This is a genomic window from Rhodobacter sp. CZR27, assembly GCF_002407205.1.
Classification (GTDB): Bacteria; Pseudomonadota; Alphaproteobacteria; order Rhodobacterales; family Rhodobacteraceae; genus Cereibacter_A.
Genome location: NZ_CP023549.1, coordinates 343,200 through 369,560, shown reverse-complemented (window position 1 = coordinate 369,560; position 26,361 = coordinate 343,200). Strand labels below are relative to the sequence as shown.

21 protein-coding genes are annotated in these 26,361 nt (G+C 67.9%); 16 read left to right on the top strand and 5 right to left on the bottom strand.

What is annotated here, in order from left to right; genetic code table 11:
• Nucleotides 1–115 precede the first annotated feature (115 nt).
• Nucleotides 116–1,567, bottom strand: coding sequence for an extracellular solute-binding protein (locus CK951_RS17910; protein WP_096787590.1), 1,452 nt, complete (start codon nt 1,565–1,567; stop codon nt 116–118).
• Nucleotides 1,568–1,771: 204 nt separating this feature from the next.
• Here CK951_RS17910 and CK951_RS17905 point away from each other — a divergent pair, with 204 nt between their 5' ends.
• From CK951_RS17905 to CK951_RS17860, 10 genes are all read left to right on the top strand, one after another.
• Nucleotides 1,772–2,758: a sugar-binding transcriptional regulator gene (locus CK951_RS17905; protein WP_096787589.1), complete on the top strand. Its 987-nt coding sequence runs from the start codon at nt 1,772–1,774 to the stop codon at nt 2,756–2,758.
• A gap of 34 nt (nt 2,759–2,792) precedes the next feature.
• On the top strand, nt 2,793–3,677 hold the full coding sequence (locus tag CK951_RS17900) for a sugar phosphate isomerase/epimerase (protein WP_096787588.1): 885 nt from the start codon (nt 2,793–2,795) through the stop codon (nt 3,675–3,677).
• 123 nt (nt 3,678–3,800) lie between these two features.
• Nucleotides 3,801–4,781, top strand: coding sequence for a sugar kinase (locus CK951_RS17895; protein ID WP_096787587.1), 981 nt, complete (start codon nt 3,801–3,803; stop codon nt 4,779–4,781).
• Nucleotides 4,778–6,058: a D-tagatose-bisphosphate aldolase, class II, non-catalytic subunit gene (locus CK951_RS17890; RefSeq protein WP_096787586.1), complete on the top strand. Its 1,281-nt coding sequence runs from the start codon at nt 4,778–4,780 to the stop codon at nt 6,056–6,058. Before CK951_RS17895 ends, CK951_RS17890 begins: the two co-directional genes overlap by 4 nt.
• Before the next feature lie 4 nt (nt 6,059–6,062).
• Nucleotides 6,063–6,827, top strand: coding sequence for an SDR family NAD(P)-dependent oxidoreductase (locus CK951_RS17885; protein WP_096787585.1), 765 nt, complete (start codon nt 6,063–6,065; stop codon nt 6,825–6,827).
• 121 nt (nt 6,828–6,948) lie between these two features.
• Complete coding sequence (locus CK951_RS17880; protein WP_096787584.1) at nt 6,949–7,677, top strand: SDR family oxidoreductase; 729 nt, start codon at nt 6,949–6,951, stop codon at nt 7,675–7,677.
• 35 nt (nt 7,678–7,712) lie between these two features.
• Nucleotides 7,713–8,444, top strand: coding sequence for an SDR family oxidoreductase (locus CK951_RS17875; protein WP_096787950.1), 732 nt, complete (start codon nt 7,713–7,715; stop codon nt 8,442–8,444).
• 432 nt (nt 8,445–8,876) lie between these two features.
• Entirely contained in the window at nt 8,877–9,929 is a 1,053-nt protein-coding gene (locus CK951_RS17870) for a GlxA family transcriptional regulator (RefSeq protein ID WP_096787583.1), read from the top strand.
• A gap of 118 nt (nt 9,930–10,047) precedes the next feature.
• Nucleotides 10,048–11,364: a cystathionine gamma-synthase family protein gene (locus CK951_RS17865; RefSeq protein WP_096787582.1), complete on the top strand. Its 1,317-nt coding sequence runs from the start codon at nt 10,048–10,050 to the stop codon at nt 11,362–11,364.
• Nucleotides 11,365–12,123: 759 nt separating this feature from the next.
• Nucleotides 12,124–12,405, top strand: a complete 282-nt coding sequence (locus CK951_RS17860; protein ID WP_157764646.1) for a hypothetical protein — start codon at nt 12,124–12,126, stop codon at nt 12,403–12,405.
• 8 nt (nt 12,406–12,413) lie between these two features.
• On the opposite strand, the gene CK951_RS17855 is transcribed toward CK951_RS17860, so the two are convergent.
• The 4 genes from CK951_RS17855 to acs form a co-directional block, all read right to left on the bottom strand.
• Complete coding sequence (locus CK951_RS17855) at nt 12,414–12,812, bottom strand: response regulator (RefSeq protein ID WP_096787580.1); 399 nt, start codon at nt 12,810–12,812, stop codon at nt 12,414–12,416.
• Nucleotides 12,813–12,930: 118 nt separating this feature from the next.
• Entirely contained in the window at nt 12,931–14,691 is a 1,761-nt protein-coding gene (locus CK951_RS17850) for an MFS transporter (protein ID WP_096787949.1), read from the bottom strand.
• 215 nt (nt 14,692–14,906) lie between these two features.
• Nucleotides 14,907–15,560 (bottom strand): adenylate kinase, encoded by a 654-nt coding sequence (locus tag CK951_RS17845; RefSeq protein ID WP_096784843.1) that lies wholly within the window; start codon nt 15,558–15,560, stop codon nt 14,907–14,909.
• Between the two features lie 259 nt (nt 15,561–15,819).
• Entirely contained in the window at nt 15,820–17,781 is a 1,962-nt protein-coding gene (gene acs / locus CK951_RS17840; protein ID WP_096787579.1) for an acetate--CoA ligase, read from the bottom strand.
• Nucleotides 17,782–18,179: 398 nt separating this feature from the next.
• On the opposite strand from acs, the gene CK951_RS17835 reads away from it, so the two are divergent.
• The 6 genes from CK951_RS17835 to nosZ all read left to right on the top strand — a co-directional run bounded on the left by CK951_RS17835 (nt 18,180) and on the right by nosZ (nt 26,359).
• Nucleotides 18,180–18,920: a metallophosphoesterase gene (locus tag CK951_RS17835; RefSeq protein ID WP_096787578.1), complete on the top strand. Its 741-nt coding sequence runs from the start codon at nt 18,180–18,182 to the stop codon at nt 18,918–18,920.
• A 3-nt stretch (nt 18,921–18,923) separates the two neighbouring features.
• A complete protein-coding gene (locus CK951_RS17830; RefSeq protein ID WP_096787577.1) occupies nt 18,924–20,390 on the top strand; it encodes a bifunctional serine/threonine-protein kinase/universal stress protein in 1,467 nt (488 codons plus the stop codon).
• A gap of 304 nt (nt 20,391–20,694) precedes the next feature.
• The gene (locus CK951_RS17825; RefSeq protein WP_096787576.1) at nt 20,695–21,732 is read left to right on the top strand and encodes a polysaccharide biosynthesis protein; all 1,038 of its coding nucleotides are present in this window, start codon (nt 20,695–20,697) and stop codon (nt 21,730–21,732) included.
• Nucleotides 21,733–21,822: 90 nt separating this feature from the next.
• Entirely contained in the window at nt 21,823–22,242 is a 420-nt protein-coding gene (locus tag CK951_RS17820) for a hypothetical protein (RefSeq protein WP_096787575.1), read from the top strand.
• Nucleotides 22,243–22,245: 3 nt separating this feature from the next.
• A complete protein-coding gene (locus tag CK951_RS17815) occupies nt 22,246–24,429 on the top strand; it encodes a NosR/NirI family protein (RefSeq protein WP_096787574.1) in 2,184 nt (727 codons plus the stop codon).
• Nucleotides 24,422–26,359, top strand: coding sequence for a TAT-dependent nitrous-oxide reductase (gene nosZ, locus CK951_RS17810; protein WP_096787573.1), 1,938 nt, complete (start codon nt 24,422–24,424; stop codon nt 26,357–26,359). Before CK951_RS17815 ends, nosZ begins: the two co-directional genes overlap by 8 nt.
• Nucleotides 26,360–26,361 lie beyond the last annotated feature (2 nt).

The window sequence follows — 26,361 nt, the reverse complement described above, 5'->3', positions numbered from 1 at the left end:
ACCCTCCCGCGTGACGACATGCGGTGAACTCGGCACTCCGCCGCGGCAGCGGAGGGCGGTCTCGGGACAAAAGGAACGGGCCGCCGCCGAGGCGGCGACCCGCGGGAGGATCGGCTTACTTGCGGTAGCCGAGCGAGGTCAGCTCTTCCTCGGCCTTCGCGGCCATCTGGTCGAGACCCGCGTCAGGCTCGATTGAGCCGGTCAGGATCTCGTAGAAGATCGGCGCGGTCGCTTCGCGGACCTGGGCGTGGAACGGATATTCCGGGGCGCCCTTGAACAGCTTGCCCTGGTCCCGGAGCATGCTGAAGAAGCCGCCCAGTTCCTTGTCGAGCGCCTGCACCTTCGGCGTGTCGTAGGTCGAGGTCAGCGTCACGCGCGAGCTGGCAGCTGCCCATTCTTCCTGCACTTCCGGCAGCGCCATGAACTGCAGGAACAGCGTCGCCGCGTCCTGGTTCTTCGAGGTGACCGGCAGGCCGAAGGCGCCGCCGTCATAGTAGCCGATGTAGCCCTCGCCGGCCTCGGCCTGGGCCATCACGCCATCCTCGACCGGCGGCAGCGCCACGCCCACGTTGCCCACGACCTTCGACTTGGCCTCGTCCGAGGCGATCCATGCGGCGTTCTCGCCGTAGATCAGGCCTTGGGCCACGCGCCCGGCGGCGAAGGTGGTCGCGGTCTCGGTCCAGGTCGACTGCACCGACTCCGGCGGCGCGATGTCGCGCATCGACAGCCACCACTTCAGTGCGGTCTTGGCCTCGGGCGAGTTCATGCGGCCGCCGTTCGCGACGCTGGCGGCATAATTGTTGTTCGCGTCGATGCCCCAGTTGTAGACGCCGAAGGTCGGCGCGATCGACTCGAAGTATTCGTACCACGAGGCCGGGTGGCCGGTGTGGGCCTGCGCAGTCGTGCCCCACAGGTCGAGGTCGTGGTCCTGGCCCCATTTGGTGAAGAACTGCGCGATCTCGGCATATTCCTCGTGGGTCTTGGCCGGGGCGAGGTCGCGGCCGGTCTGCTCCTTGAAGGCCGCCTGAACCTCGGGGTCGCTGAAGAGGTCGGTGCGATAGAGGTAGACCTTGATGAAGGCTTCCATCGGCGTGCCGTAAAGCCCGCCGTCCGCGCCCCGGAAGTTCTGCGCGAAGGTGGTGAAGTTGTCTTCCGAGTAGTTGGCGGCCTTCAGTTCCGGCTTCTCCTCGAGCGCCTTGGTCAGGTTCACGAGGAAGTTGCGCGCCATGTAGGCGTAGACGATGTCCTGCTCGATATAGACCATGTCATAGATGCCGGTGCCGGCTTCCATGTCCTTGATCGCCTTGTCGTACATCTGGTCCCACGAGGTGGTCTCGACGTCGACGCGGATGCCGGTCAGCTCCTCGAACTTCGGCGCAAGCACGTCCGAGACGTAGTTCGACGCCGGCGTGGATTCGGTCACGCCGCGCAGCGTGACGCCCTTGAATTGCTCGCCGGCCTTCGTCCACCAGTCGGCGTTTTCGATCTGGAGATCCTGCGCGAAGGCGCTGCCGGCGGCGACGACAAGCGCCAGCACGGATGCGCCGATCTTTCTCGAAAAACCCATGAGTCTCCTCCCTGAAATCCCATCCGGGGCTGCGTTGGCTGCGGACCTTCGCGGTCGGGCAGCACCTCCCCGTCCAACACCTTGCAAATGTATGACGCCCCATGCAAGTGGAAAAATTATCATCTGTATCCCTTGCCAGACATTTGTAAGCTGTGTCACAGTCTGCCCGTTGGCGTGTGCATTTGATCGAGGGTAGCGGCGGACATGGTTCGAGAGGTGCAGGATGAAACCGACGCTTTCGCCGCAGAGGTCTGCTGGCACTACTATGTCAATGGCATGACCCAGGCGGAGATCGCCCAGCAGCTCGATGCGACGCGGCTGCGGGTGAACCAGGCGATCCAGCGGGCCAAGGTGGCCGGCATGGTCAAGGTCCGGATCGAGGCGCCGTTCATCGCGCGGATCGAGTTGCAGGAGGCCGTGCGTCTGCGGCTGGGGCTGCGGCGCGTGCTGGTCGTGCCGGCCCGGCAGGAGCCCTATGACTGCCACTGCGCGGTGGGCGCGGCGCTGGCGAACTACCTGACCGAGAAACTGCGGACGCGGAGCTGGCGCTCGATCGGCGTGTCCTGGGGGATGACGCTGGAGCATGCGATCCGCAAGCTGCCGCAGCAGTCCCACTCCGACCTCGAGATCGTCTCGATGCTGGGCGGCACCATGCAGGGCGCCTCGTTCAACTCGTTCAGCATCGTTTCCGGCTTCGCCGCGGCACTCGGCGCCAACTATTCGCTGCTTGCCGCGCCGATCTTCCTGTCAGAAGGCGTCGAACGCGAGGCCTTCCTTGCGCAGGAAATCTTTGCCGCGCATTTCGCCAAGCTCGAGTCGCTCGACGCGGCCATCCTGACGGCAAGCGACATCTCTCCCCGGTCCTTCCTGATCGCGAACGGCCTGCCGAAGGAGATCTCGCCCGACGACCTGATGCGGGCGGGCGCTATCGGCGACGTGCTGGGGCGGTTCCTCGGGCGGGACGGGACCCGGATCGACCATCCGATCGACCGCCGCACGATCGGCGTCGATCTCGACATCGTGCGGCGCATTCCCGAGAAGGTGCTGGCCGCCGCCGGTCGGCACAAGGTGGACATCATCCGGGCCGCCTCGATGAGCGGCCTCGTGGACACGCTGGTGACCGACGATGTCACGGCGGAACTCATCATCAGCGGCGGGCTCGGCCAGGCGCACGAAGAGGCGGCCGAATGACCGCCGCAGACCCAGCATCCGAAAGGGCAGGACCATGAGACGACTCGGCATTCACTCCTTCGTGTGGACCGGCGGCCAGACCCAGGAGGGGCTGGAGATGGCGCTCGACAAGTCCGCCGAGCATGGCTACCGGATGATCGAATTCGCCTATCTGCGTCCCGAAAGGTTCGATCTGGACCGTCTGGCGAGGAAGGCGCAGGCGCATGACATCCAGATCGTGGTGACGATGGGCCTGCCGCCGCAGGCCGATGTCTCGAGCGAGGACCGCGAGGTCGTAGCGAAGGGCAGGGCGCTTTTGTCCGACGCGGTCAAGGCGGTGCGCGACATCGGCGGCGTGCGGCTGGGCGGCATCCTTTATTCCATGCACGGCAAGTACAACCGCATGCCCTCGGCCGAGGGCTGGAAGAACAGCGTCGATGCCATCGCAGCGACGGCCGAGGTGGCGAAGGACAGCGGCGTCGAGATCGTGCTGGAGGTGGTGAACCGGTTCGAATCGAACCTGCTGAACACCACCGCGCAGGGCCTGAAGTTCCTGCGCGACACCGGGCGCGACGACGTCTTCCTGCATCTCGACTCGTTCCACATGAACATCGAGGAGGCCGATCCCGCGGCGGCGATCCGGCTCGCCGGCGACAAGCTGACCTACTACCACATCGGCGAGAACTACCGCGGCTACCTCGGCACAGGGACGGTGGATTTCGACGCGATCTTCGGCGCGCTGGCCGACATCGGCTATGACCGCGACATCGTCTTCGAAAGTTTCTCGAGCGCGATCGTGGACGAGGGGCTGTCGCTGGCCTGCGGCATCTGGCGCGACACCTGGACCGACAACGATCCGCTCGCCGCCCATGCGAAGCGCTTCATCGAGATGAAGTGGGACGAGGCGCAGCGTCAGCGGGCGATCAACGCGGCCGCCTGACGCGGCCGGCGCGCGCTTCGGCACCTAATCGGTTCCGGCACGTGCGGGCCCGCGTGCCGGTGTCTCCCTGCTGTGAGCGGTAGGGTGCCTTTCTGCGGCCCGACGGAAGGTGAGACAGGACTGATGACATCCGCGCTGGCGCCCGACTCCCTCGGCCCGACGATCTGCGTCGGCGAGATCCTCGTCGAGATCATGGCCACTTCGATCGGCGACGGATTCCGCGAGCCGGTGGAGCTTGTCGGCCCCTATCCCAGCGGCGCCCCCGCCATCTTCATCGACCAGTGCGCCCGGATCGGCGGCAGCGCCGCGATGATCGGCGCGGTCGGCAGTGACGACTTCGGCCGGCTGAACATCGAGCGGCTGGAACGGGACGGTGCGGATGTGTCGGGCATCGCGGTGGACCCGGATTACCCGACCGGCTCGGCCTTCGTGCGCTACCGTGCCGACGGCTCGCGCGACTTCGTCTACAACATCGCGAAGTCCGCGGCGGCGCGCTTCGGCTGGACGGAGCGCGTGGCGGCGCTGGTCCATCGAGCAGGCCACCTGCACGTGATGGGATCTGCCCTTTCGATGCCGGGCGCGGCCGAGGTGATCGAGGCCGCCGCGCAGGTCGTCAAGGCACGTGGCGGGACGATCTCGCTCGACCCGAACCTGCGCAAGGAACTGGTTCTCGGCGGGGATACCGAACGGCGGTTCGCAAACCTTGTGGACATCAGCGACCTTCTGCTGCCCTCGGGCGACGAACTGGAGCGTGCGGCAGGCGTCGACGGCGTCGAGGCGGCGCTGGCCCGCCTGTTCGAGCGCGGCGTGAAGGAGGTTGCGCTGAAGCAGGGCCGTGACGGCGCCACCGTCTTCACGCCCGGCGCCCCGCTGATCCACGCGACCGCCTTCGCGGTGGAGGAGGTCGATCCGACCGGCGCGGGAGACTGCTTCGGCGGCGCCTATGTCGCCTGCCGCAGGCTGGGGATGCCGGTTGCCGAGGCGCTCACCTATGCCAATGCGGCCGGCGCCCGCAACGTCACGCGCCGCGGGCCGATGGAGGGGGCGGGCACACGTGCCGAGCTGGATGCCTTCATCGCCTCGACCCCCAGGGTCATGCCGTGAGGGTGCTGGACGAACTGGCGGCGCTTCGGTGGGCCGGCACGCCCCGGGGCATCACCTCGGTCTGCTCGGCCCACCCGCTCGTGCTGCGGGCGGCCCTGCGGCACGGGGCGGCGGCGGGCTCCACCGTGCTGATCGAGGCGACCTGCAACCAGGTGAACCACCGCGGCGGTTATACCGGGATGATGCCCGGAGACTTCGCAGCGCTCATTCGACGGATCGCCGAGGAGGAGGGCTGCCCCTCCGACCGGCTCGTGCTGGGCGGCGATCACCTCGGCCCCAACCCCTGGCGCGACCAGCCGGCCGAGGCTGCGATGATCGAGGCCGAGGCGATGGTCGCGGCCTATGTCGCGGCGGGCTTCCGCAAGATCCATCTCGATGCCTCGATGGGCTGCGCGGGCGAACCCGAGGCGCTGGACGATGCGACCACCGCCGGGCGGGCGGCGCGACTGGCCCGGGTGGCGGATGCGGCCGCGCGCGAGGCCGGGGGCGAGATGCCGCGGTTCATCCTCGGCACCGAGGTGCCGCCGCCGGGCGGCGCGGACCATGCGCTGGACCACATCGAACCGACCTCGCCGAAGGCCGCGCGCCGCACCATCGCCCTGCACCGCGAAGTCTTCGCGCGCGAGGGGCTCGGCGACGCCTTCGGCCGGGTGCTTGGCTTCGTCGTCCAGCCGGGAGTCGAATTCGGCAACCAGAACGTGATCCGCTACGATCCGGCGCGGGCACAGGCGCTTTCGCAGGTGCTGGACGACGAGCCCGGACTGGTCTTCGAGGCCCACTCGACCGATTACCAGGGCACGGCGCCGCTCGCCCGGCTGGTCCGCGACGGCTTCCCGATCCTCAAGGTCGGCCCCGAACTGACCTTCGTGCTGCGCGAGGCGCTCTATGCGCTCGACCTGATCGCGACCGACCTGCGGCCCGGCTACGGCGACCGCCCGCTGATGCGGGTGATGGAGCAGGTCATGTGTGCCTCGCCCGGCCACTGGCTGCGCCACTATCCCGGCGAGCCGGCCGAGCAGCACGTCCTGCGCCATTATTCGCTGTCGGACCGGATCCGCTACTACTGGCCGGAACCTCCGGCGGCCGAGGCCGTGTCCCGGCTTGTCGCCGCGCTCCGCGGCCAGCGCGTGCCGCTTCCGCTGTTCCGGCAGCATCTGCCTGCGGCACAGGCTTTTGCCGATGCGCCGCTAGATCCGGAGGCGCTGCTGGTCTGGCGCGTGACGCAAAGTCTCGATGCCTACCATGCCGCCTGCAACCCTGAAGCAATGAAAGGATAAGCCCATGTCCCTCGACATGTTCCGCCTCGACGGCAAGATCGCGCTCGTGACGGGCGGCAATCGCGGCATCGGCCTCGCCATCGCGACCCTCTTCGGCGAGGCGGGGGCGCAGGTGATACTGACCGGCCGGACCGAGACGGATGCCGTGCGGTCGCTGGTCGAGGGCCAGCCCGACCGCTTCGCCTGGGTCGCGGGCGACGTGACCGACCCCGCCACGCCGGCGGCGCTGGTGGCCGCGACGCTGGAGCGGTTCGGCCGGCTCGACGTGCTGGTGAACAACGCGGGCGTTGCCGACGGCGGCAACTTCCACGAATTCGACGATGCCCGGCTGGCGCGGATCATGGAGACCAACTTCACCGCCCCCTTCCGCATCGCCCGTGCCGCCATCCCGCCGATGCTGGCGCAGGGGAAAGGGTCGATCGTCAACATCGGCTCGATCTCGGGCTTTGTCGCCAACAAGCCCCAGCTTCAGGTGGCCTACAACGCGTCGAAGGCGGCGATCCACCAGATGACTACGGTGATGGCCTTCGAATATGCCTCGCGCGGCATCCGGGTGAATGCGCTGGCCCCGGGCTATGTCGTCTCGGACATGACGGCGAACGGGATCGCCAATGCCGAGATGAACCGGGTCTGGACCGAGAACACCCCGATGGGCCGGTTCGGCAAGCCCGAGGAGATGGCGACCTGCGCCCTGTTCCTCGCCTCGGACGCGGCGTCCTACGTGACGGGGGCGACGCTGGTCGCGGATGGGGGCTACATCACGCACTGATTCAAACGAAAAAAATCTTTCGCCGGCGGCATGCGCTTTGGCCGGCCGCGGCGGAAGGCGCAGCAGTGGAAAAATTTTCTGGCAAGGCGGTCCTCGGGACCGGACAGGGAGAAGTTGAAGGATGAGCGGAAGATTTGACGGCAAGGTGGCAGTGATCACCGGGGGTGCCTCGGGCATCGGTCTTGCCACCGTGGAGGCGCTGCTGGCCGAAGGCGCCACCGTCGTGGTCGTGGACCGCGACGAGGCGGCGCTGAAGGCGCTTGGCGAAAGGCACGGGGCGAAGTGCATCGCCCAGGTCACGGACCTGCTTGACGCCGCAAGCTGCGACGCGATGGTGCCGGAGATCCTCGCCAAGGCGGGCCAGATCGACATCCTGCACTGCAACGCGGGCACCTATATCGGCGGCGACCTGTCCGAGACCAATCCGGCGGCCATCGACCGGATGCTGAACCTCAACGTCAACGCGGTGATGAAGAACGTCCACGCCGTGATCCCGCACATGTCGGAGCGCGGCACCGGCGACATCATCGTGACCTGCTCGGTCGCCGGCCATTCGGCGATCCCGTGGGAGCCGGTCTATTCCGGGTCGAAATGGGCCATCACCTGCTTTGTGCAGACCATGCGGCGCCAGCTGATGAAGCACGGGATCCGGGTGGGGCAGGTGTCGCCCGGGCCGGTGATCTCGGCGCTGCTGGCCGACTGGCCGGAGGAGAACCTGCGCAAGGCGAAGGAGAACGGCGCGCTGATCGAGCCGGTCGAGGTCGCCGATGCGGTCATGTTCATGCTGAGCCGGCCGCGCAACGTCACGATCCGCGACATGATCGTGCTGCCGTCGAACTTCGACATCTGACCGGGCCCCGCCGCGTCGCCACGAAAGGCTGAATGATGACCGATCTTGCCGGACTGACTGCCCTGATCACCGGTGCCGCCGGCGGGATCGGCACCGCCATGGCCGAAAGCTTCGCGGCGGCCGGCGCGCGCCTTGCGCTGGTCGATGTGGAAGATGCGGCGGCGCTTGCCGAAAGGCTCGGGCCGCAGCACCGCGCGTTCCGGATAGACCTGCAGGATCCCGAGGCGATCCGCACCACCGTGGCGCGGATCGGCGATGAGATGGGCCTCGACATCCTCGTCAACAACGCGGGGCTCGGCATCGTCTTCCCGCTGGAGGAGACCGACGTGGAGGCCTGGGACCGCACCATGCGGATCAACCTCCGCGCGCCCTGGCTGATGGCCGCTGCGGCACTTCCCTATCTGAAGGCGTCGGGGCGCGGCCGGATCATCAACCTGTCGTCGCAGGCCGGGATCGTGGCCATCGCCGATCATGCGGCCTACGGCGCGAGCAAGGCCGGACTGATCAACCTGACCATGATCATGGCCCTGGAATGGGCAAGGTTCGGCATCACCGCCAACGCCATTGCGCCCACGGTCGTGGAGACGCCGATGGCGGTGATCGGCTGGTCGGGCGAGAAGGGCGAGCAGGCGCGGCGCGAGATCCCGGTCGGCCGGTTCGCGAAGCCCGGCGAGATTGCCGCCGGGGCGGTGTTCCTCGCCTCGGCCGGGGCGGCCATGGTGAACGGCACGACACTCGTCATCGACGGCGGCTACACCATCCGTTGACTGCCTCGCCTCGCAGGAGTGCCCGGCCCGAGGCTGCCGCTGATGCGGGTGCTGCAGGTTCACCCCGTGCGGGGAGCACGGGGCCAAGACCAGGGGCCTGCGCGACCGCCGATGAAGGGCGGTCGCTCTGGACGCGCCAAGCCGGACCGATGGGGCGGCACATCTCGCTCCGCGATCTCCCAGTGAAGCACGGCGTCAAGCAGAGCCTTCTGAACCTTCATCCGTTGACGGTATCGCTTCTTTGTCTCGCATGGCCGGTTCGACACGCTGGACGCGGTCCGTTGAACATCTGCTGGCCGCGGTTCGGGCAGGGGATGCCTGGCTCATGCCGTGCGGGTGCGTGGCGATCCTTCCGCTGACAGCCTTCCCGGGCGCCGTCGATCCTCCTATATCGCGGGACGCGACGGGCGCAGCAGACGGGGGCAACGGGCCATGACCGGCGGAGACGCGACGAGTTCCGATCCCCCGACCCTCGTGCCGCCGGGTGCCGCCTACTTCCCCGTGGCAAACCCCGGCGCCACCCGGAAATATGCCTTCATCCTCGTGCCGGGCTTCACGCTGCTCGCCTTCAGCTCGGCGGTCGAGCCGCTGAGGATCGCCAACCAGCTGTCGCAGCGGCCGCTCTACCAGTGGCGGGTGCTGTCCGAACGGGGCGCGCCAGTTGCGAGCTCGTCAGGAATTGCGGTGGCCGCCGATGGCTCGCTCGAGGCGCTGGACCGCGACACGCGGCTTTTTGTCTGCGCGGGCAACCTGCCGTCCGAGGCGGCGGCACCGGCCATCGTGGCCGCGATCTCCCGGCATCACCGCTTCGGGGGTGCGGTGGGCGGCATCTGCACCGGGGCGGTCGCCCTGGCACGGGCGGGCCTGCTGGAGGGGCGCCGCTTCACGCTGCACTGGGAGAACCAGCCAGGCTTCGCCGAAGCCTTTCCCGACCTGACCCCGACCGAGAACCGTTTCGAGATCGAGGGCCGGATGATGACCTGCGGCGGCGGGGCAGCCTCGACGGACATGATGCTGTCGGTGATCGCCCGCGACCACGGCCCCGAGTTCGCCGCCATGGTGTCCGAGATGTGCCTGCGCACCGTCATGGCCGGGGTCGAGCCGGTGCAGCGCAGCTCGCTTGCCGTGCTGATGCGGTCGAGGAACCCCGCCCTGATCGCCGCCGTCAAGCTGATGACCGACCATCTGGAGGACACGCTGTCGCTCGAGGCGCTGGCATCGGCGGCCGGCTGCTCGCGCCGCCACATCGAACGGCTGTTCCGCACCGTGCTGGGCGAGACGCCCGGCGAGTTCTATCGCGGCCTGCGGCTCGACCGGGGGCGCAACCTGCTCAGCACGACGGACCTCACGCTGCTGGAGGTCGCCACGGCCTGCGGCTTCAACTCGGTGTCGCATTTCTCGAAATGCTTCAAGGCGCGCTTCGGCACGGTGCCGACGAAATTCAGCCACCGGAACCGCGGGTCGCATCGGGCGCCCGTCCGGTAGATGCCGGCGGCGGCCCCGGCGCGCTGCCGTGGCGACTCGTCAGCGCGGCCGGTCGATCCAGATAGTCTCGCAGGGGATGCGCCTGCGGGCCGTCCCGCGGTGATTGGAGGACAGCACGATGCCCAGGAACTTCCGGCGGACCCATCTCGACGGCACTCCGCTGCATCCCCAGACGCAGATGACGGCCTATGGCTACGATCCGGCGCTGTCGGAGGGCGCGGTGAAGCCGCCGGTCTTCCTGACCTCGACCTTCGTCTTCGCAAGCGCCGAGCAGGGGGCGGAGTTCTTCGACGTGGTGGCCGGCCGCAAGCCCGCCGGCGAAGGCATGGGTGCCGGGGGCCTCGTCTACTCGCGCTTCAACCACCCGAACCTCGAGATCGTCGAGGACCGGCTGGCGCTTTACGACCATGCCGAGGCCGCGCTGGTGACCTCGTCCGGGATGGCCGCGATCAGCGCGGTGGCGCTGAGCTACCTGCGGCCGGGCGATGCGGTGGTGCATTACACCCCGCTCTATGGCGGGACAGAGACGCTCTTCGGCAAGGTCTTCACGCAATGGGGGATCAAGCCGATCCCCTTCACCGACGGCTCGCACCCCGAGGCGCTGCTCTACGTGCTCGAGAAGGCCGCGCGGCACGGGCCGGTGAAGATGGTCTATCTCGAGACGCCGGCCAATCCGACCAATGCGATGATCGACCTCGCGCTCGTGCGGCGGACGGTGGATGACTGGAGCCGCACCTCCGGCCAGAGCCCCATCCTTGTCTGTGACAACACGATGCTCGGACCGGTCTTCCAGCAGCCGCTCGATTTCGGCGTGGACATCTGCGTCTATTCCCTGACGAAATATGTCGGCGGCCATTCCGACCTGGTGGCCGGGGGCATCACCGGCTCGCGCGAGAAGCTGCGGCCGGTGCGGCAGACCCGTTCCGCCTATGGCTTCCAGCTTGATCCGCATTCCTGCTGGATGCTGTCACGCTCGATGGAAACCCTGTCGTTGCGGATGGAGCGCGCGGCGGAAAGCGGCGCGAAGGTGGCGGCCTGGCTGGCCTCGAACCCGCACATCCCCTGCCGCGTCCTGCATCCGCAGTATTTCGTCGACGAGCGCCAGCGCGAGATCCATGCCCGCCAGTGCTCGGGTCCCGGTTCGACCTTCGCCTTCGTGGTCGAGGATGACCGGGCGCTGGCCTTCCGCATCCTGAACAACCTGCAGATCTTCAAGCTTGCGGTCTCGCTGGGGGGATCGGAATCGCTGGTCTGCCATCCCGCCTCGACCACGCATTCGGGCGTGCCGGCCGACCTGCGCGAGATCACCGGCGTGACAGAGGGGCTGATCCGCCTGTCGGTGGGGCTGGAGCATCCGGACGACCTGATCCTCGATCTGAACCAGGCCTTCCTCCGCGCAGCCCGGGGCGAGCTTCAGGCGGCGCAGGCGGTTTGACCGCCGCCCGAGGCAGCGGGGTTGCGGCCTGTTCAGCCGCTTTAGGTCGCGAGAGGGCGCAGGACCGGCGCCCTGATCTGCCCTGCCGCCGAGGGCGGATCAGGGCGCCCGCAAGGCGGGGGTGCGGCATCCTGTCGCTTGTCCCAGCGGGCGCCGTTGACGAACTTCAATGCGCGCGGCCCGCAACCCGCGATGCTGCCTTACGTGAACGCCCTGTGCGCCTGTTGCCTTCGTTTCCTGTCATGTGCTTGTGTTCGCGCCTGTTTTGGCGTGGGTGGCGTTCTTCCGGAGCGCCCGGCCCCGGAATGACCGTTCGCATCGCCGTGCCTCGATGACCTCCGCCGTGAGGGTCGGGCTGCGGAAGCGACAGGGACGGCCGTTTCGCAAGGCGCTCCGGAACCCCCGCGGGGAAGCCTGGCCGACAGGAGGATGCCTCCGCCGAGAGGTGCCGAAGCGTCGCCCCCCGACTGCGGTGGCGGGTCTTCCGGGCCGACAAGGATCTTGGTCCGCTCCAAGGGCGCAGTAGCGCGAGCCGATCCAGTTGCTGGACGAGAGGGTGATCTGGTCGCTGCATACACAGGTGCAGCGTCCCGGCGGGCCGCAACAGGCCACGCGGGTCACGGCCACGTCGAATTCATCGCAGCCGACGAGCTTGAGGAAGGTGTTGGCCACCGAACTGCCGAGCGCCGGAATTTTCCCGTGGTCGGACGCCGATGCAGGCTGTAAGCCTGCCCGAAGGACAAGGGTGGGGGAGACAGGGTGTTGGATCTTTCGGCACAGGTTCTGGAACAGCTTGCCGATCCGTTCCGGATCGGCCTCGTCGTCGCCCTCGTCGCCACCACGGTGCGGACCGAGTCCGTCACCGGAACGGTGATCCCGCTGCTCCTCGGGGTCCTGTTCATCGCGGTGATCATTCCGCTGACGACGCAGGCGGGGTCTGGGCCCTTGTGGATCGTTGCGGCGACGGGCGCGGTCGCGAACCTGATCATCCTGGCCGCCGTGCTGGCTGTCTGGACGCTGGTGCGCCGCCTGCGGTCGTAAGTTCCCGGTCAGGGGGCGGACCGGCCTCCGGCAAGAAGCCGGCGGACCTCGTGGCGCAGGTCGCCGAGTTCGAAGGGCTTCGACACGAAGCCGTCCGCGCCGAGCGACATCCCGCGCTTGCGCTCGAGCGCCGAGCCGCGCGCGGTCATCATCACGATCTTGATGTTGCGCAGCGCCGGATCGAGCCGCACCTCATGGCAGATCTCGTAGCCCGAAAGCTCGGGCAGCATCACGTCGAGCAGGACCAGATCCGGCCGCGTCTCGCGGATGTGGCGAAGGGCCACCGCGCCGTTGGCAACGCGCTCGTGCCGCAACCCCTCGTGCAGGACAACGTATTCGAGGGCTGCCGCGATGCTGTCGTCGTCCTCGACGACAAGAACGCGCTGGGGGGTGGGAGCCGATGTCATATCTCGCCTTTCGCGGGGACTGGATCGGGCGGCGCGCAGGAAACGGCCGCGGCACCGAAGGTCGCGCCCTGAGGCAGCGGAACGGCGGGCCGGGTTCCCGGGCCCGCCGTGTGCCGGATCACATCCGGTTGGCCGAGTCGTCGGCGAAGATGCTCTTCTTGTGGGTCTTGCCGGGCACGAGGAGCGCACCGACGATCACCGTCATCAGCGCCACGACGATCGCATACCAGAGACCGGCGTAGATGTTGCCGCTCTGCGCCGAGATCGCGAAGGCGGTCGCGGGCAGCAGGCCCCCGAACCAGCCGTTGCCGATGTGATAGGGCAGCGACAGGCCCGAGTAGCGGATGCGGGTCGGGTAGAGTTCGACCAGCATGGCGGCGATCGGGCCGTAGACCATGGTCACCAGGATGATGAGATAGGTGAGCACGGCCACGATGGTCAGCTTCTGCGGCGTGAAGATGTCGAGGAAGTGGTCGGCCTTCGCCGCGGTCGGGTTCTTGTCCGCGACGAGCGGATAGCCCACCGCAAGCAGCGCGTCGGTCACGGATTTCTCGAAGGCGGCCTTCGCGGCCTTCAGCTCGTCCCCCGTCAGCGTCGCGGCGTCATAGGACGGGATGACGGTGTCGCCGATCTTCACCTCGGCGGTCGCGCCGGCCGGGGCATTGGCCGAGGAGTAGTTCACCGAGCTCTTGGCAAGCAGCGCCTTGGCGATGTCGCAGGACGAGGTGAACTTGGCAGTGCCGGTCGGGTTGAACTGGAACGAGCAGCTTTCCGGGTCCGCGGTCACGGTGACCGGGGTCTGGTGCGCGGCATAGAGCGCGGGGTTCGCGGTCTTGGTCAGGTACTGGAACACCGGGAAGTAGGTGATCGCCGCGATCAGGCAGCCGGCGAGGATGATCGGCTTGCGGCCGATCCGGTCCGACAGCGCGCCGAAGATCAGGAAGCCGCCGGTGCCGAGGATCAGCGACCAAGCGACCAGCACGTTGGCGGTGAAGGTGTCGAGCTTGATCACGTTCTGAATGAAGAACAGCGCATAGAACTGGCCCGAGTACCACACGACGGCCTGGCCCGCGGTCAGGCCGAACAGCGCGATCAGCGCGATCCGCGCGTTGCGCCACTGGCCAAAGGCCTCGCGCAGCGGTGCCTTGGACTGCGCACCCTCTTCCTTCATCTTCTTGAAGGCCGGGCTCTCGTTCATCTGCAGCCGGATGTAGAGCGAGATCAGCAGCAGGAAGATCGAGCCGAGGAACGGGATCCGCCAGCCCCAGGCGTTGAAGGCCTTCATCATCGCCGGCGTGCCGTCGGCGTTCATCGTGGCCATGCCGGCCGCGTCGAGCACCGGCTGCTCGGGGTAGTTGCCGTTCACGTAGCCCTGCACCAGCAGGATGACGATCAGCGACAGCAGAAGACCCAGCGTGGCCGTGGTCTGGATGAAGGCGGTGTAGTAGCCGCGGCGGTTCTGCGGCGCGTGCTCGGCCACATAGACCGCGGCGCCGCCGTATTCGCCGCCAAGCGCCAGACCCTGCGCCATGCGCAGGACGATCAGGATGATCGGCGCCGCGACGCCCCAGGACTGGTAGCTGGGCAGCAGGCCCACGAAGAAGGTCGAGAGACCCATGATCAGGATCGTGGCCAGGAAGGTATACTTCCGGCCGATGAGGTCACCCATGGCACCGAACACAAGCGCGCCGAACGGGCGCACGATGAAGCCCGCGGCAAAGGCCAGCAGCGCGAAGACGTTGCGCGTCGCTTCAGGGAATGCCGTGAAGAACTGCGCGCCGATGATCGCTGCAAGCGAGCCGTAGAGATAGAAGTCGTACCATTCGAAGATGGTGCCCGCGGACGAGGCGAGGATGACCTTCCTCTCCTCCCTCGTCATCGGGCGAGATCGGACGCTGGCGTCCTCGACATATGTGTTCGCCATTGGTTTCCTCCTGTTGCCGGCCTCGGGGGCCAGTTGTCCTCATGACCGTGCAAGATCCCGCCCCACCCCAAGGGGTGTGGAGGCCGGCAGTCGCCGGCGCGGGCGCCATTCGGCTCCCGGCTTGTCGGTCATCCTCCCTACCGCCAGCCCCGAGGGGCGGACGGTGTCCCTTAGTCCGAGACGTTTCTGACGATGGTTTCGAGGGTCTCGGCGATCTGGTCGATGTTGCGCATGGCGTCGATGCGGTGCAGGACGCCCTGGGCGTCGTAATGGGCGATCAGCGGCGCGGTCTGGGCGTGGTAGGCCGCCAGCCGCGCGCCCACCGTCTCGGCGTTGTCGTCCGGGCGGCGCTTGAACTCGGTGCCGTTGCAGCGGTCGCAGGTGCCCTCCGCCGCGGGGCGCTTGAAGCGGTCGTGGTAGCCCTCGCCGCAAGCGGCGCAGGTGAAGCGGCCCGAGACGCGCTCGACCATCGCCGCGTCGTCGACCTCGAGGCTGATCGCCGCCGTCACCCGCTGCCCCGCCCCCGCCAGCAGCGCGTCAAGCGCCGCCGCCTGCCCCGCGGTGCGCGGGAAGCCGTCGAGGATGATGCCCGCCGCCACGTCGGGCGCGGCCATCCGGTCGGCGAGGACGCGCAGCACGATCTCGTCCGAGACGAGGCCGCCCGCCTCCATCACCGCCTTCGCCGCCAGCCCCGCGGGCGTGCCCGCCGCCACCGCCGCGCGCAGCAGGTCGCCGGTGGACAGCTGGACGAGGCCGAAGCGCTCCTCCAGCATCCGCGCCTGCGTGCCCTTGCCCGCACCCGGAGGCCCGAGCAGGATCAGCACCGCCGGACGGGCGGCCGCCTCCGTGCCACCCTCCGCCGCCGCGGCGGGCCGGGCGGCGCCGGGGCCGCCCTCTGCCGTTCCGAGAGGTCGGGCGGCGCCGGGGCCGCCCTCCGGCGTTCCGAGAGGTCGGGCGGCTCCAGAGCCGCCCTCTGCCGTTCCGAGAGGTCGGGCGGCTCCAGAGCCGCCCTCTGCCGTTCCGAGAGGCCGGGCGGCTCCAGAGCCGCCCTCCGGCGCCCCTGCGGTTCCCTCCGCCATCGCCTCAGCCCCGGTTCTTGCGGTTGGCGATCAGGTCGTCCACCACCGACGGATCGGCGAGCGTCGTGGTGTCGCCCAAGCTGCCGAAGTCGTTCTCGGCGATCTTGCGCAGGATCCGGCGCATGATCTTGCCCGAGCGGGTCTTCGGCAGCCCCGGCGCCCACTGGATGATGTCGGGCGAGGCGATCGGGCCGATCTCGGTCCGGACCCATTTCACCAGGTCCTTGCGCAACTCCTCGGAGGGCTCCACCCCGTTCATCAGCGTGACATAGGCATAGATGCCCTGGCCCTTGATGTCGTGCGGATAGCCCACCACCGCGGCCTCGGCGACCTGGGCATGGGCCACGAGGGCCGATTCCACCTCGGCCGTGCCCATCCGGTGGCCCGAGACGTTGATCACGTCATCGACCCGGCCGGTCACCCAGTAATAGCCGTCGGCATCGCGGCGGCAGCCGTCGCCGGTGAAGTAATAGCCCTTGTATTGCGAGAAATAAGCCTCCTCGAAGCGCTCGTGGTCGCCCCAGAGCGTGCGCATCTGCCCCGGCCAGCTGTCGGCGATGCAGAGCACGCCCTCGGTCGCCATCTCGGTCAGCTCGTGCCCGTCGGTCGGGTCCAGAACCACCGGCTTCACCCCGAAGAAGGGCTTGGAGGCCGCGCCCGGCTTCACCGGAATGGCGCCCGGCAAGGGCGTGATCATGTGGCCGCCGGTCTCGGTCTGCCAGAAGGTGTCGACGATCGGGCAGCGGCCCTTGCCGACATGGGTGTTGTACCAGCTCCAGGCCTCGGGGTTGATCGGCTCGCCGACCGAGCCCAGCAGCTTCAGCGACGACAGGTCGTACTTGTCCACCCACTCCGGCCCGAGCCCCATCAGCGAGCGGATCGCCGTCGGCGCGGTGTAGAACTGGTTGACCCTGTGCTTCTCGCAGACCGCCCAGAAGCGGCCCGCATCCGGGTAGGTCGGCACGCCCTCGAACATCACCGTGGTGCCGCCGTTGGCGAGCGGGCCGTAGACGATGTAGCTGTGCCCCGTCACCCAGCCCACGTCCGCGGTGCACCAGAACACGTCGCCGTCGTGGTAGTCGAAGGTCAGCTGGTGCGTCATCGCCGCGTAGGTGAGATAACCGCCCGAGGTGTGGACCACGCCCTTCGGCTTGCCGGTGGAGCCCGAGGTGTAGAGGATGAAGAGCGGATCCTCGGCGTTCACTTCCTCGATCGGGCAGTCGGGCGAGGCCTGGGCCATCATCGCCTTCACGTCGACGTCGCGGCCTTCGGTCCAGTGGGTCTGGTCGCCGGTGTGCTTCACCACGAGGCAGCGCACCCGGTCCGAGCAGTGCAGCAGCGCCGCGTCGGTGTTCGACTTCAAGGGCGTGCGCCGCCCGCCGCGCGGTGCGGTGTCGGCGGTGATCACCACCTTGGCCTGGCAGTCGTTGATCCGGTTCGCCAGCGCATCCGGCGAGAAGCCCGCGAAGACGACCGAATGGATCGCGCCGATCCGCGCGCAGGCGAGCATGGCATAGGCGGCCTCGGGGATCATGGGCAGGTACATCACCACCCGGTCGCCCTTGCGCACGCCCTGGCTGACCAGCACGTTCGCCATCCGGCAGACCTGGTCGTGGAGTTCCTGGTAGCTGATGTGCTGGGCGGGCTGGTTCGGATCGTCCGGCTCCCAGATGATCGCGGTCTGGCTGGCGCGGGTCGCGAGGTGGCGGTCGATGCAGTTCCAGGCCACGTTCAGCGTGCCGTCGTGGAACCACTTGATCGAGACCTCGCCGGGCTTGAAGCTCGTCTCCTTCACCTTCGTGTAGGGCCTGATCCAGTCCAGCCGCTTGCCCTGTTCCCCCCAGAACGCCTCCGGGTCCGAAACGGATGCCGCATACATCCGATCGTATCCCGACGCGTCCACATGGGCCTGCGCGATGAAGTCCGAAGAAGCCGTGTAAACGGCCTGCGCCTGAGCGTGATCCACTGGTTCCCCTCCACGAGTCTGGCGCGCCGTCCGGTCCGCTCCCCGGCGCGTTCTTGACGATAACTCTCGGTCAATCCGCGAGTAAACACTTTTGTTATGCGGCGCTTAGGTGTAAACGAATTTACCGGGCCTTGGGAATTGGGTAAATCATTACGCTGGCCGGGGGTGATTTACACGACATGTCAGACGCATGGCCTTGACAGGCCCCTACACGGCCGCAGCACAGCCCGGGCAGTGCGGCGGACGGTGTCCGGCCGACCGAACCGCAGCCCTTGCGCGCTGCCGCGCTTTCGCGCGATGATTCGACGTGGGGGCAGGGCAACGCGACGTGAGGACGCGGCAGATGGGGGACGCGCCGCACGGTCCGATGCCACGTCCCGGGCCTTGGGAGGGGTGCAATGCGGCTGGCGGTACTGAGTGACATCCATGGCAACAGGGAGGCCCTGGAGGCGGTCCTCGACGATCTCGACGCGGAGCGCGTGGACCGGATCGCCGTCCTGGGCGACATCGTGGGCTATGGCCCGGACCCCGAATGGTGCACGATGGCGGTGATGCATCTGGTCCACGGCGGCGCGCTCTGCGTGAAGGGCAACCACGACAGCGCCATCGCCGAGCGGGACGGGGCGATGAACCAGAACGCGAAGACGGTGATCGACTGGACGCGGCCGCGCCTCTCCGAAGCGCAGCGGGAGTTCCTCGACGGGCTGCCGCTGTCGAGGGAGCTGGGCGACCTGCTGCTCGTCCATGCCAGCGCGAACGATCCGGGGGACTGGATCTATGTCACGAGCGAGGCCCGCGCGCGCCCGTCGTTCAAGGTCTCGCGGGCGCGGCTGATCCTGTGCGGGCACGTGCACGTCCCATCGCTGATGTCCTACGACATCGGCGGCACGGTGCGCGAGCAGCGGGTGCGGATCGGCACGCCGGTGCCGCTGATCCAGTCGCGGCGCTGGCTGGCGGTGGTGGGATCGGTCGGGCAGCCGCGCGATGGCGTGCCCGAGGCCGGATGGGCGCTGGTGGACACCGGCCGGAACGAGCTGACCTTCCGGCGCGTGCCCTATGACAACGTGACGACGGCGCGGAAGATGCGCGAGCAGGGCCTGCCCGACTCGCTCGCCTCGCGCCTGATGCGGGGAGCGTGAGCCATGCTGAGACCCCACGCCGGGCTCGAGATCGACGGCTTCCGGCTGACCGAATGCCTGCATCGCGGCGGCTTCGCCACGATCTGGGCCGTGACGCATCCGCTCTATCGCACGCCCATGGTGATGAAGGTGCCGACCATCCTCGACGGCTACGATGCGCCGACCATCGTGGGCTTCGAGGTCGAGCAGATGATCATGCCGCGCCTGACCGGGCCGCATGTGTTGCGGGTGATGGCCGAGGGCGATTTCACGGTGATGCCCTATATCGTCACCGAGATGATCCCCGGGCCGTCGCTGCTGGAGCTGTTCAGCAAGGCGCCCCGCCCGCTGTCCGAAGTCATCGAGATCACAGCCCTGATGACCGAGGCGGTGCACGACCTGCACAAGCAGCACGTCATCCACCTCGACCTCAAGCCGGACAATTTCATGCGGCGCCCGACGGGCGAGATGGTCTGCATCGACTTCGGCCTCTCGCGGCACGACGGGCTGCCCGACCTGCTGGCCGAGGAATTCACCATCCCGATGGGAACCTTCCCCTACATCGCACCCGAGCAGTATCTGGGCCAGCGCAACGACCTGCGCTCGGACGTCTTCGCGCTTGGCGTGATGATCTACGAGTTGACGACGGGAAAGATGCCCTTCGGCAAGCCCGAGCGGCTGCGCGGGGTGCGCCGGCGGCTCTGGTCCGATCCGGTGCCGCCGCGTGCCATCGACCGGATGATCCCGGAATGGCTGCAGGAGATCATCCTGCGCGGCCTCGAGGTCGATCCCAAGGACCGCTACCAGACCGCGGCACAGATGCTGTTCGACCTGCAGAACCCGCAGCTGGTGAAGCTGACCGACCGGGCGCACCGGATGGAGCGCGACGGCTTCTGGACGCGGGTCGGGCGTTGGCGCCGGATGCGGAAGCTGCGCCGGTTCCCCGATCCCCCCAGCCCCTCGGCCCAGATCCAGAAGGCGCCGATCCTGATGGTGGCCGTCGATCTCGCCTCGGGGATGGAGGATCTGGCGCGGCAGATCCTGCACTCGCTCAAGCGGATGCTGGAGCTTCAGCCGGACGCCCGCGTGGCCTGCGTGAACGTGATCCGCTCGAACCGGATCGGGGTCGATCACATCACCGACGAGAAGGGCGAGCACCTGCATGTCGCCCGCCTGATCTCGCTGCGGAAATGGGCGCGCGAACTCGACATGCCCGAGGACCGCCTGACCTTCACCATCCTCGAGCATACCGATCCCGCAAAGGCGATCATCGACTACGCCGCCAAGAATCATGTCAGCCACATCCTGATGGGCGCGCGCAGCCATTCGCTCAGCCGGCGGATCCTCGGATCGGTGTCAAGCCAGGTGGTGGCCGAGGCGCCCTGCAGCGCGACGGTGATCCGCGTGCCGCTCGCCCGCCGGGACGAACCGGCAGGACCGCTGCCCGACACCGCGGGCGCGGCTCCGCTGCGTCCGTCAGTGGCCGAGTAGCAGCCGGCCGGACGCGCCTCCCCCGGCGGCATCCGGCCGCCCGCGCGCAGCCGGGCTCGGGCCTTCAGCCGGCGTCGCGGGCGCCCGTGGCTGCCGTCCACTGGAACCCGCAGAGAGCTTGCCTGTGGCCTGCGCGTCCCAGACGGCCGCCACCCCCTTGCGCCTGCGGGATCCTGCAAGGGGACGTGGGCTGTGAGGGCAGGGCCGCATTTCTCACCGCAACCGTTCCGCATTTCCATTTCCTCAAATCTCCTGTGCGACACCGGGACGAATCCTGATCCATCTCACCGGGGAGGCTGTCATCGTGGAAATCATCCTGCACGTCGGAATGGGAAAGACCGGAACCTCGTCCATCCAGATCGCCCTAGGCCGGAACGCGGCCCGGCTGATCGAGCAGGGCGTGGACTATCTGGGGCTGTGGTTCGATGGGGTGGACGAACGCTTCGCCGGCTTCTCCGGTCAGGGGGCGTTCTTCCGGTCGCCGCCCGACGAGATGCGCCAGCACGCCCGCAGCCTCGTCTCCACGCTGCGCCAGCGGCAGGAAGGCAACGGCTGCTCGCGCTTCATCCTGTCGAACGAAAGCATGTATTCGAAGGCCGCCGCGCTCGAGCCCTTCGTGGACGAGTTGCGGCAGCACGCGACGGTCCGGGTCATTGCCTATGTCCGCAATCCGCGGGAATGGCTTCCCTCGGCCTATACGCAATGGGCGCTTTATCACAAGGCCGGACCGGGGCCGGTCAAGCCCTATCCGACGGTCGCGGCGAAACTCGTTCGCGCCTATGCGGCGATCGAAATCTGGGCGAAGCTGCCGTCCGACGTCCTGACCCTGCGCGAGTTCCACAAGCGGGGCAACGTGGTCGATGATTTCACCGGGCTGCTGGGGATCGGGCTCGACCAGCCGGCCGCACGGATGCTGGAGCGGACGGACATCGGCGAGACGGTGCTGCGCGGGCTCTACAACAACAGGCTGCCGGAAAGCGTGCTGCCGCTGCGGTTCGACCAGGCCTTCTCCGGCATCTCCTTCGCCTCGGTGCCGACGCTGGCAGGCTTCCTTGAAACCGCGCTGTGCTACGACGCGACGGAAGAGCTTGTCGAAAGCCAACGGCACACCTTCGATTTCATCCGCGAGCGGTTCGGCATCGACCTTGTGGCCGCCGAGGCCGCGCCGCCGCGGATCCCTCCGCCGGAGGACATCCGCAACCGGCTGATCGACCACATGCTTCACCTTGTCCTGAACCAGGCCGACCGCATCCGCTCGCTTGAAACGAGCGTTCGACGGCTGCAGGCGGCCCGCCGCCCTGCGGATACTGGTGCGAAGACCGCAGACGCCCGATCCGCCTGAGCCCTGTCCGCGTCACGGCGCCCGACTTGCCGGTCCGGACGTGACGGTTCGCGGGATGTCCCTGCCCGCCGAATAAAAGGGATAGGTTATTTGACCCATATCAACGTTCGGCGCCGGCTTTGCAGCTATTGCATGTCGGCCATGAACCGTTGCCTGCGCCATCGCCTGCTCGGCCTGTTCGTCAGCCTCGCGCTGGCGGCGCTGCATGTCCTGATGGGCGCGGCCGAGGCGAGGACGGTGCCGCACGGTCCGCTTGCCGAGATGGTGATCTGTTCAGGCGGGGGCACGGCCACCATCCTCGTCGATGGCTCGGGCCGCCCCCTGAGCCAGGATCCCGCCCATCCCTGTGCCAAATGCCTGCCATCCTTCGCGGCGCTGCCGCCTGTCGCGGCCGAGGTCACTCCCGCCCCGTCCTTCGGGGCGTCCGACGATGCGGCGGAGGATGCCACCGTCGTGGCGGCGCGCCCCGTGACCGTCCGCGCCCGCGCTCCTCCCATCGCGAAAGCCTGAACGATGCGTTACCTGCTGGTCCTGCTTGCCGGTCTGATCCTTGCCTTGATGGCGCCAACGGGCGCCGTGGCGGCCCCGCCCCATGTCGCGACCTATGCGGCCGAGGTTCCCGCGGCCGACCTGCTGCCCGGCGCGGAAGGCTACGGCCCGCTGCGCGAGGACCTGCCCGTCCTGCCGCTGCAGGTGGCGGGACAGACCGCCGGATATGCCTTCGTCACCTCGGATTTCGTGGGCACCACCGGCTATTCCGGCAAGCCGATCCACGTGATGGTCGGGGTCGACCTCGACGGCCGCGTCACCGGCGTCAAGCTTGTCAAGCATTCCGAGCCGATCGTGCTGGTCGGCATCCCCGACGCGAAGATCAAGGCGCTCGCCGCAAGCTATGTCGGCGTGGATCTTCGCCAGGAGGCCGCCGAGAACGGATCGGCACACGAGCTTCAGATCATCTCCGGCGCCACGGTCACCATCATGGTGATCGACGATTCCATCGTGCGCTCGGGCATCAAGGTCGCGCGGGCGCTCGGCCTCGGCGGGCTGACGCCCGAGGCGGCGGACGTCAGGAGCACCGAGATCGACCCCGAGGCCGCCGCGCCATCCGACTGGCTCGGGCTGACGGGAGACGGCACGCTGCGGCGGCTGTCGCTGGACGTCGGGCAGATCAACGCGGCCTTCGAGGAAAAGGGAGATCCCCGCGCCACCGCCCGCCCGCACCCCGGAGAGCCGGGCGCCACCTTCATCGACATGCACGCGGCCCTCGTCAGCGTGCCGGGCATCGCGCGCAGCCTGCTGGGCGAGCGGGAAGTGGCCGGCCTGTCCGGCTGGCTGGAGCCCGGCGACCACGCCCTGCTGCTCGCCGGGCGGGGGGAATATTCCTACAAGGGCTCGGGCTATGTCCGCGGCGGGATCTTCGACCGGATCGTGCTGGTCCAGGGCGATGTCTCGATCCGCTTCCGGGACCGGATGCACCGCCGGCTGGGCGCCATCGCCGCCTCCGGTGCGCCGGAAATGACCGAGATGGACCTGTTCCGCATCCCGGCCGATACCGGCTTCGACCCGACCGAGCCGTTCCGCATCCAGCTTCTGGTGCAGCGCAGCGTCGGCCCCATCGACAAGGTCTTCACCACCTTCGACCTCGGCTACCAGCTGCCGCCGCGCTACCTCCGCCCCATCGCGGCGCCCGTCGCCGCCGCGCCCGAGCCGGCGGAAGAGGCCGCGCAGGCCGCGCTGTGGCAGCGGATCTGGCAGGACAACCACCTGGAGATCGCGGCGCTCGTGACGATGCTCGGCGTGCTCACCGCCGCCTTCTTCTTCCAGAGCTTCCTGACCGCCTCGGCGCGGCTCACCTTCTGGTTCCGCATCGCGTTCCTGTCGACCACGCTCGTCTTCCTCGGCTGGGTCTCGAACGCGCAGTTGTCGGTGGTGAACCTGATGGCGCTGGTCGCCTCGCTGCGCGACGGCTTCTCGTGGCAGGCGTTCCTGCTGGATCCGCTGACCTTCATCCTGTGGTTCTCGATCGCGGCGGCGTTGCTGTTCTGGGGGCGCGGCGCCTATTGCGGCTGGCTCTGCCCGTTCGGCGCGCTGCAGGAACTGACGAACCGGCTGGCGAAACTGGCCCGCATCCCGCAGGTCACGCTGCCCTGGGGCCTGCACGAGCGGCTCTGGGCGGTGAAATACATCCTGTTCCTCGGCCTCTTCGGGGTCAGCCTGATCTCGGTCGACCAGGCCGAGCACCTGGCCGAGGTGGAGCCGTTCAAGACCGCGATCATCCTGAAGTTCGACCGCGCCTGGCCCTTCGTGCTCTATGCGGTCGTGCTGCTTGGCATCGGCCTTTTCGTCGAACGCTTCTACTGCCGCTATCTCTGCCCGCTCGGCGCGGCGCTGGCGATACCCGCCCGCATCCGCATGTTCGACTGGCTGAAGCGCTACCGCGAATGCGGCAACCCGTGCCAGACCTGCGCCCGCGACTGCATGGTCCAGGCGATCCATCCCACGGGCGAGATCAACCCCAACGAGTGCCTGAACTGCCTCAACTGTCAGGTGCACTACCAGTCGAAGACGACCTGTCCGGTCGTCATCAAGAAACTCAAGCGCCGCGAGACGGTCTCGGCGGGGACCGCCGCCGTCCGCGATGCGCTGGAGCAAGCGATCCAGAACCATCCAAACGTGAAGGGAAGAACCCATGTCTGACAAGGATCAGGGAGGAATCAGCCGGCGGGGCCTGCTGGGGGCAACGGCCGGGGGCGTCGCGTTCGGCGCGCTGGCACCGCGGGCGGCCATGCTTGCGGGCGGGGCGGGGATCGCCACCGTCGCCGCGACCGCGCCGGCCTCGGCCGCAGGCAAGGCCATGCTCGCGCCGGGCGAACTGGACGAATACTACGGCTTCTGGTCCTCGGGCCAGACGGGTGAGCTGCGCATCCTGGGTGTTCCCTCGATGCGCGAGCTGATGCGGGTGCCGGTGTTCAACCGCTGCTCGGCGACGGGCTGGGGCCAGACCAACGAGTCGCTGAAGATCATGACCGAGAAGATGACCGAGAAGACGCGGAAGTATCTCGCGGCGAACGGCAAGAAGGTCCATGACAACGGCGACCTGCACCACGTCCACATGTCCTTCACCGAGGGCAAGTATGACGGCCGCTACCTGTTCATGAACGACAAGGCCAACACGCGCGTGGCCCGCGTGCGCTGCGACGTGATGAAGACCGACGCGATCCTCGAGATCCCGAACGCCAAGGGCATCCACGGCCTGCGTCCGCAGAAGTGGCCGCGCTCGAACTACGTCTTCTGCAATGGCGAGGACGAGGCGCCGATGGTGAACGACGGCAAGGTGCTCGACGATCCGAAGCAGTATGTGAACTTCTTCACCGCCGTCGATGCCGACAAGTGGGACGTGGCGTGGCAGGTGCTGGTGTCGGGCAACCTCGACAACACCGACGCGGACTACGAGGGCAAGTATGCCTTCTCGACCTCCTACAACTCGGAGATGGGCACCAACCTCGGCGAGATGATGGAAGCCGAGATGGACCACGTCGTGGTCTTCAACCTGGCCGAGATCGAGAAGGGCATCGCCGCAGGCGACTATCAGGAACTGAACGGGGTCAAGGTGATCGACGGCCGCAAGGGCCAGAACAAGAACTACACCCGCTACATCCCGATTGCCAACAACCCGCACGGCTGCAACATGGCGCCGGACAAGATCCACCTCTGCATCAACGGCAAGCTCTCGCCGACGGTCAGCGTGATCGACGTCCGCAAGCTTGACGCGGTGTTCTACGAGGGCGCCGAGCCGCGCTCGGTCATCGTGGCCGAGCCGGAACTGGGCCTCGGGCCGCTGCACACCGCCTTCGACGGCCAGGGCAACTGCTACACCTCGCTGTTCCTCGACAGCCAGGTGGTGAAGTGGAACATCGAGAAGGCCATCGCCGCCCACAACGGCGAGCAGGTCGACCCGATCATCCAGAAGCTCGACGTGCACTATCAGCCGGGCCACCTGAAGACCTCGATGGGCGAGACGCTGGAAGCCGACGGCAAGTGGCTCGTGGTGCTGTGCAAGTTCTCGAAGGACCGCTTCCTGAACGTGGGTCCGCTGAAACCCGAGAACGACCAGCTGGTCGATATCTCGGGCGACGAGATGGTGATCGTGCACGACGGCCCGACCTTCGCCGAGCCGCATGACGCCATCGCCGTGCACGCGTCGAAGATGACGAACATCCGCGCCGTCTGGGACCGCAACGACCCGATGTGGGCCGATGCGCGCGCGCAGGCCGAGAAGGATGGCGTCAACCTCGACGAGTTCACCGGCGAGGTGATCCGCGACGGCAACAAGGTCCGCGTCTACCTCTCGGGCGTGGCGCCGAGCTACAGCCTCGAGAAGTTCACCGTCACCGAGGGCGACGAGGTGACGGTGATCGTCACCAACCTCGACGACGTGGACGACCTGACCCACGGCTTCACCATGGGCAACCATGGCGTCGCGATGGAGATCGGGCCGATGGCCACCTCGTCGGTCACCTTCGTCGCGGGCCAGCCGGGCGTCTACTGGTATTACTGCCAGTGGTTCTGCCACGCCCTCCACATGGAGATGCGCGGCCGCATGTTCGTCGAGCCGAAGGCGGCCTGACG

Coding starts and splice junctions, on each gene's coding strand:
- CK951_RS17815 (WP_096787574.1), top strand. CDS start 22,246: ATGCGTTACCTGCTGGTCCTGCTTGCCGGTCTGATCCTTGCCTTGATG.
- CK951_RS17830 (WP_096787577.1), top strand. CDS start 18,924: ATGCTGAGACCCCACGCCGGGCTCGAGATCGACGGCTTCCGGCTGACC.
- CK951_RS17855 (WP_096787580.1), bottom strand. CDS start 12,812: ATGACATCGGCTCCCACCCCCCAGCGCGTTCTTGTCGTCGAGGACGAC.
- CK951_RS17900 (WP_096787588.1), top strand. CDS start 2,793: ATGAGACGACTCGGCATTCACTCCTTCGTGTGGACCGGCGGCCAGACC.
- CK951_RS17865 (WP_096787582.1), top strand. CDS start 10,048: ATGCCCAGGAACTTCCGGCGGACCCATCTCGACGGCACTCCGCTGCAT.
- CK951_RS17910 (WP_096787590.1), bottom strand. CDS start 1,567: ATGGGTTTTTCGAGAAAGATCGGCGCATCCGTGCTGGCGCTTGTCGTC.
- CK951_RS17895 (WP_096787587.1), top strand. CDS start 3,801: ATGACATCCGCGCTGGCGCCCGACTCCCTCGGCCCGACGATCTGCGTC.
- CK951_RS17875 (WP_096787950.1), top strand. CDS start 7,713: ATGACCGATCTTGCCGGACTGACTGCCCTGATCACCGGTGCCGCCGGC.
- nosZ (WP_096787573.1), top strand. CDS start 24,422: ATGTCTGACAAGGATCAGGGAGGAATCAGCCGGCGGGGCCTGCTGGGG.
- CK951_RS17880 (WP_096787584.1), top strand. CDS start 6,949: ATGAGCGGAAGATTTGACGGCAAGGTGGCAGTGATCACCGGGGGTGCC.
- CK951_RS17835 (WP_096787578.1), top strand. CDS start 18,180: ATGCGGCTGGCGGTACTGAGTGACATCCATGGCAACAGGGAGGCCCTG.
- CK951_RS17870 (WP_096787583.1), top strand. CDS start 8,877: ATGACCGGCGGAGACGCGACGAGTTCCGATCCCCCGACCCTCGTGCCG.
- CK951_RS17885 (WP_096787585.1), top strand. CDS start 6,063: ATGTCCCTCGACATGTTCCGCCTCGACGGCAAGATCGCGCTCGTGACG.
- CK951_RS17905 (WP_096787589.1), top strand. CDS start 1,772: ATGGTTCGAGAGGTGCAGGATGAAACCGACGCTTTCGCCGCAGAGGTC.
- CK951_RS17850 (WP_096787949.1), bottom strand. CDS start 14,691: ATGACGAGGGAGGAGAGGAAGGTCATCCTCGCCTCGTCCGCGGGCACC.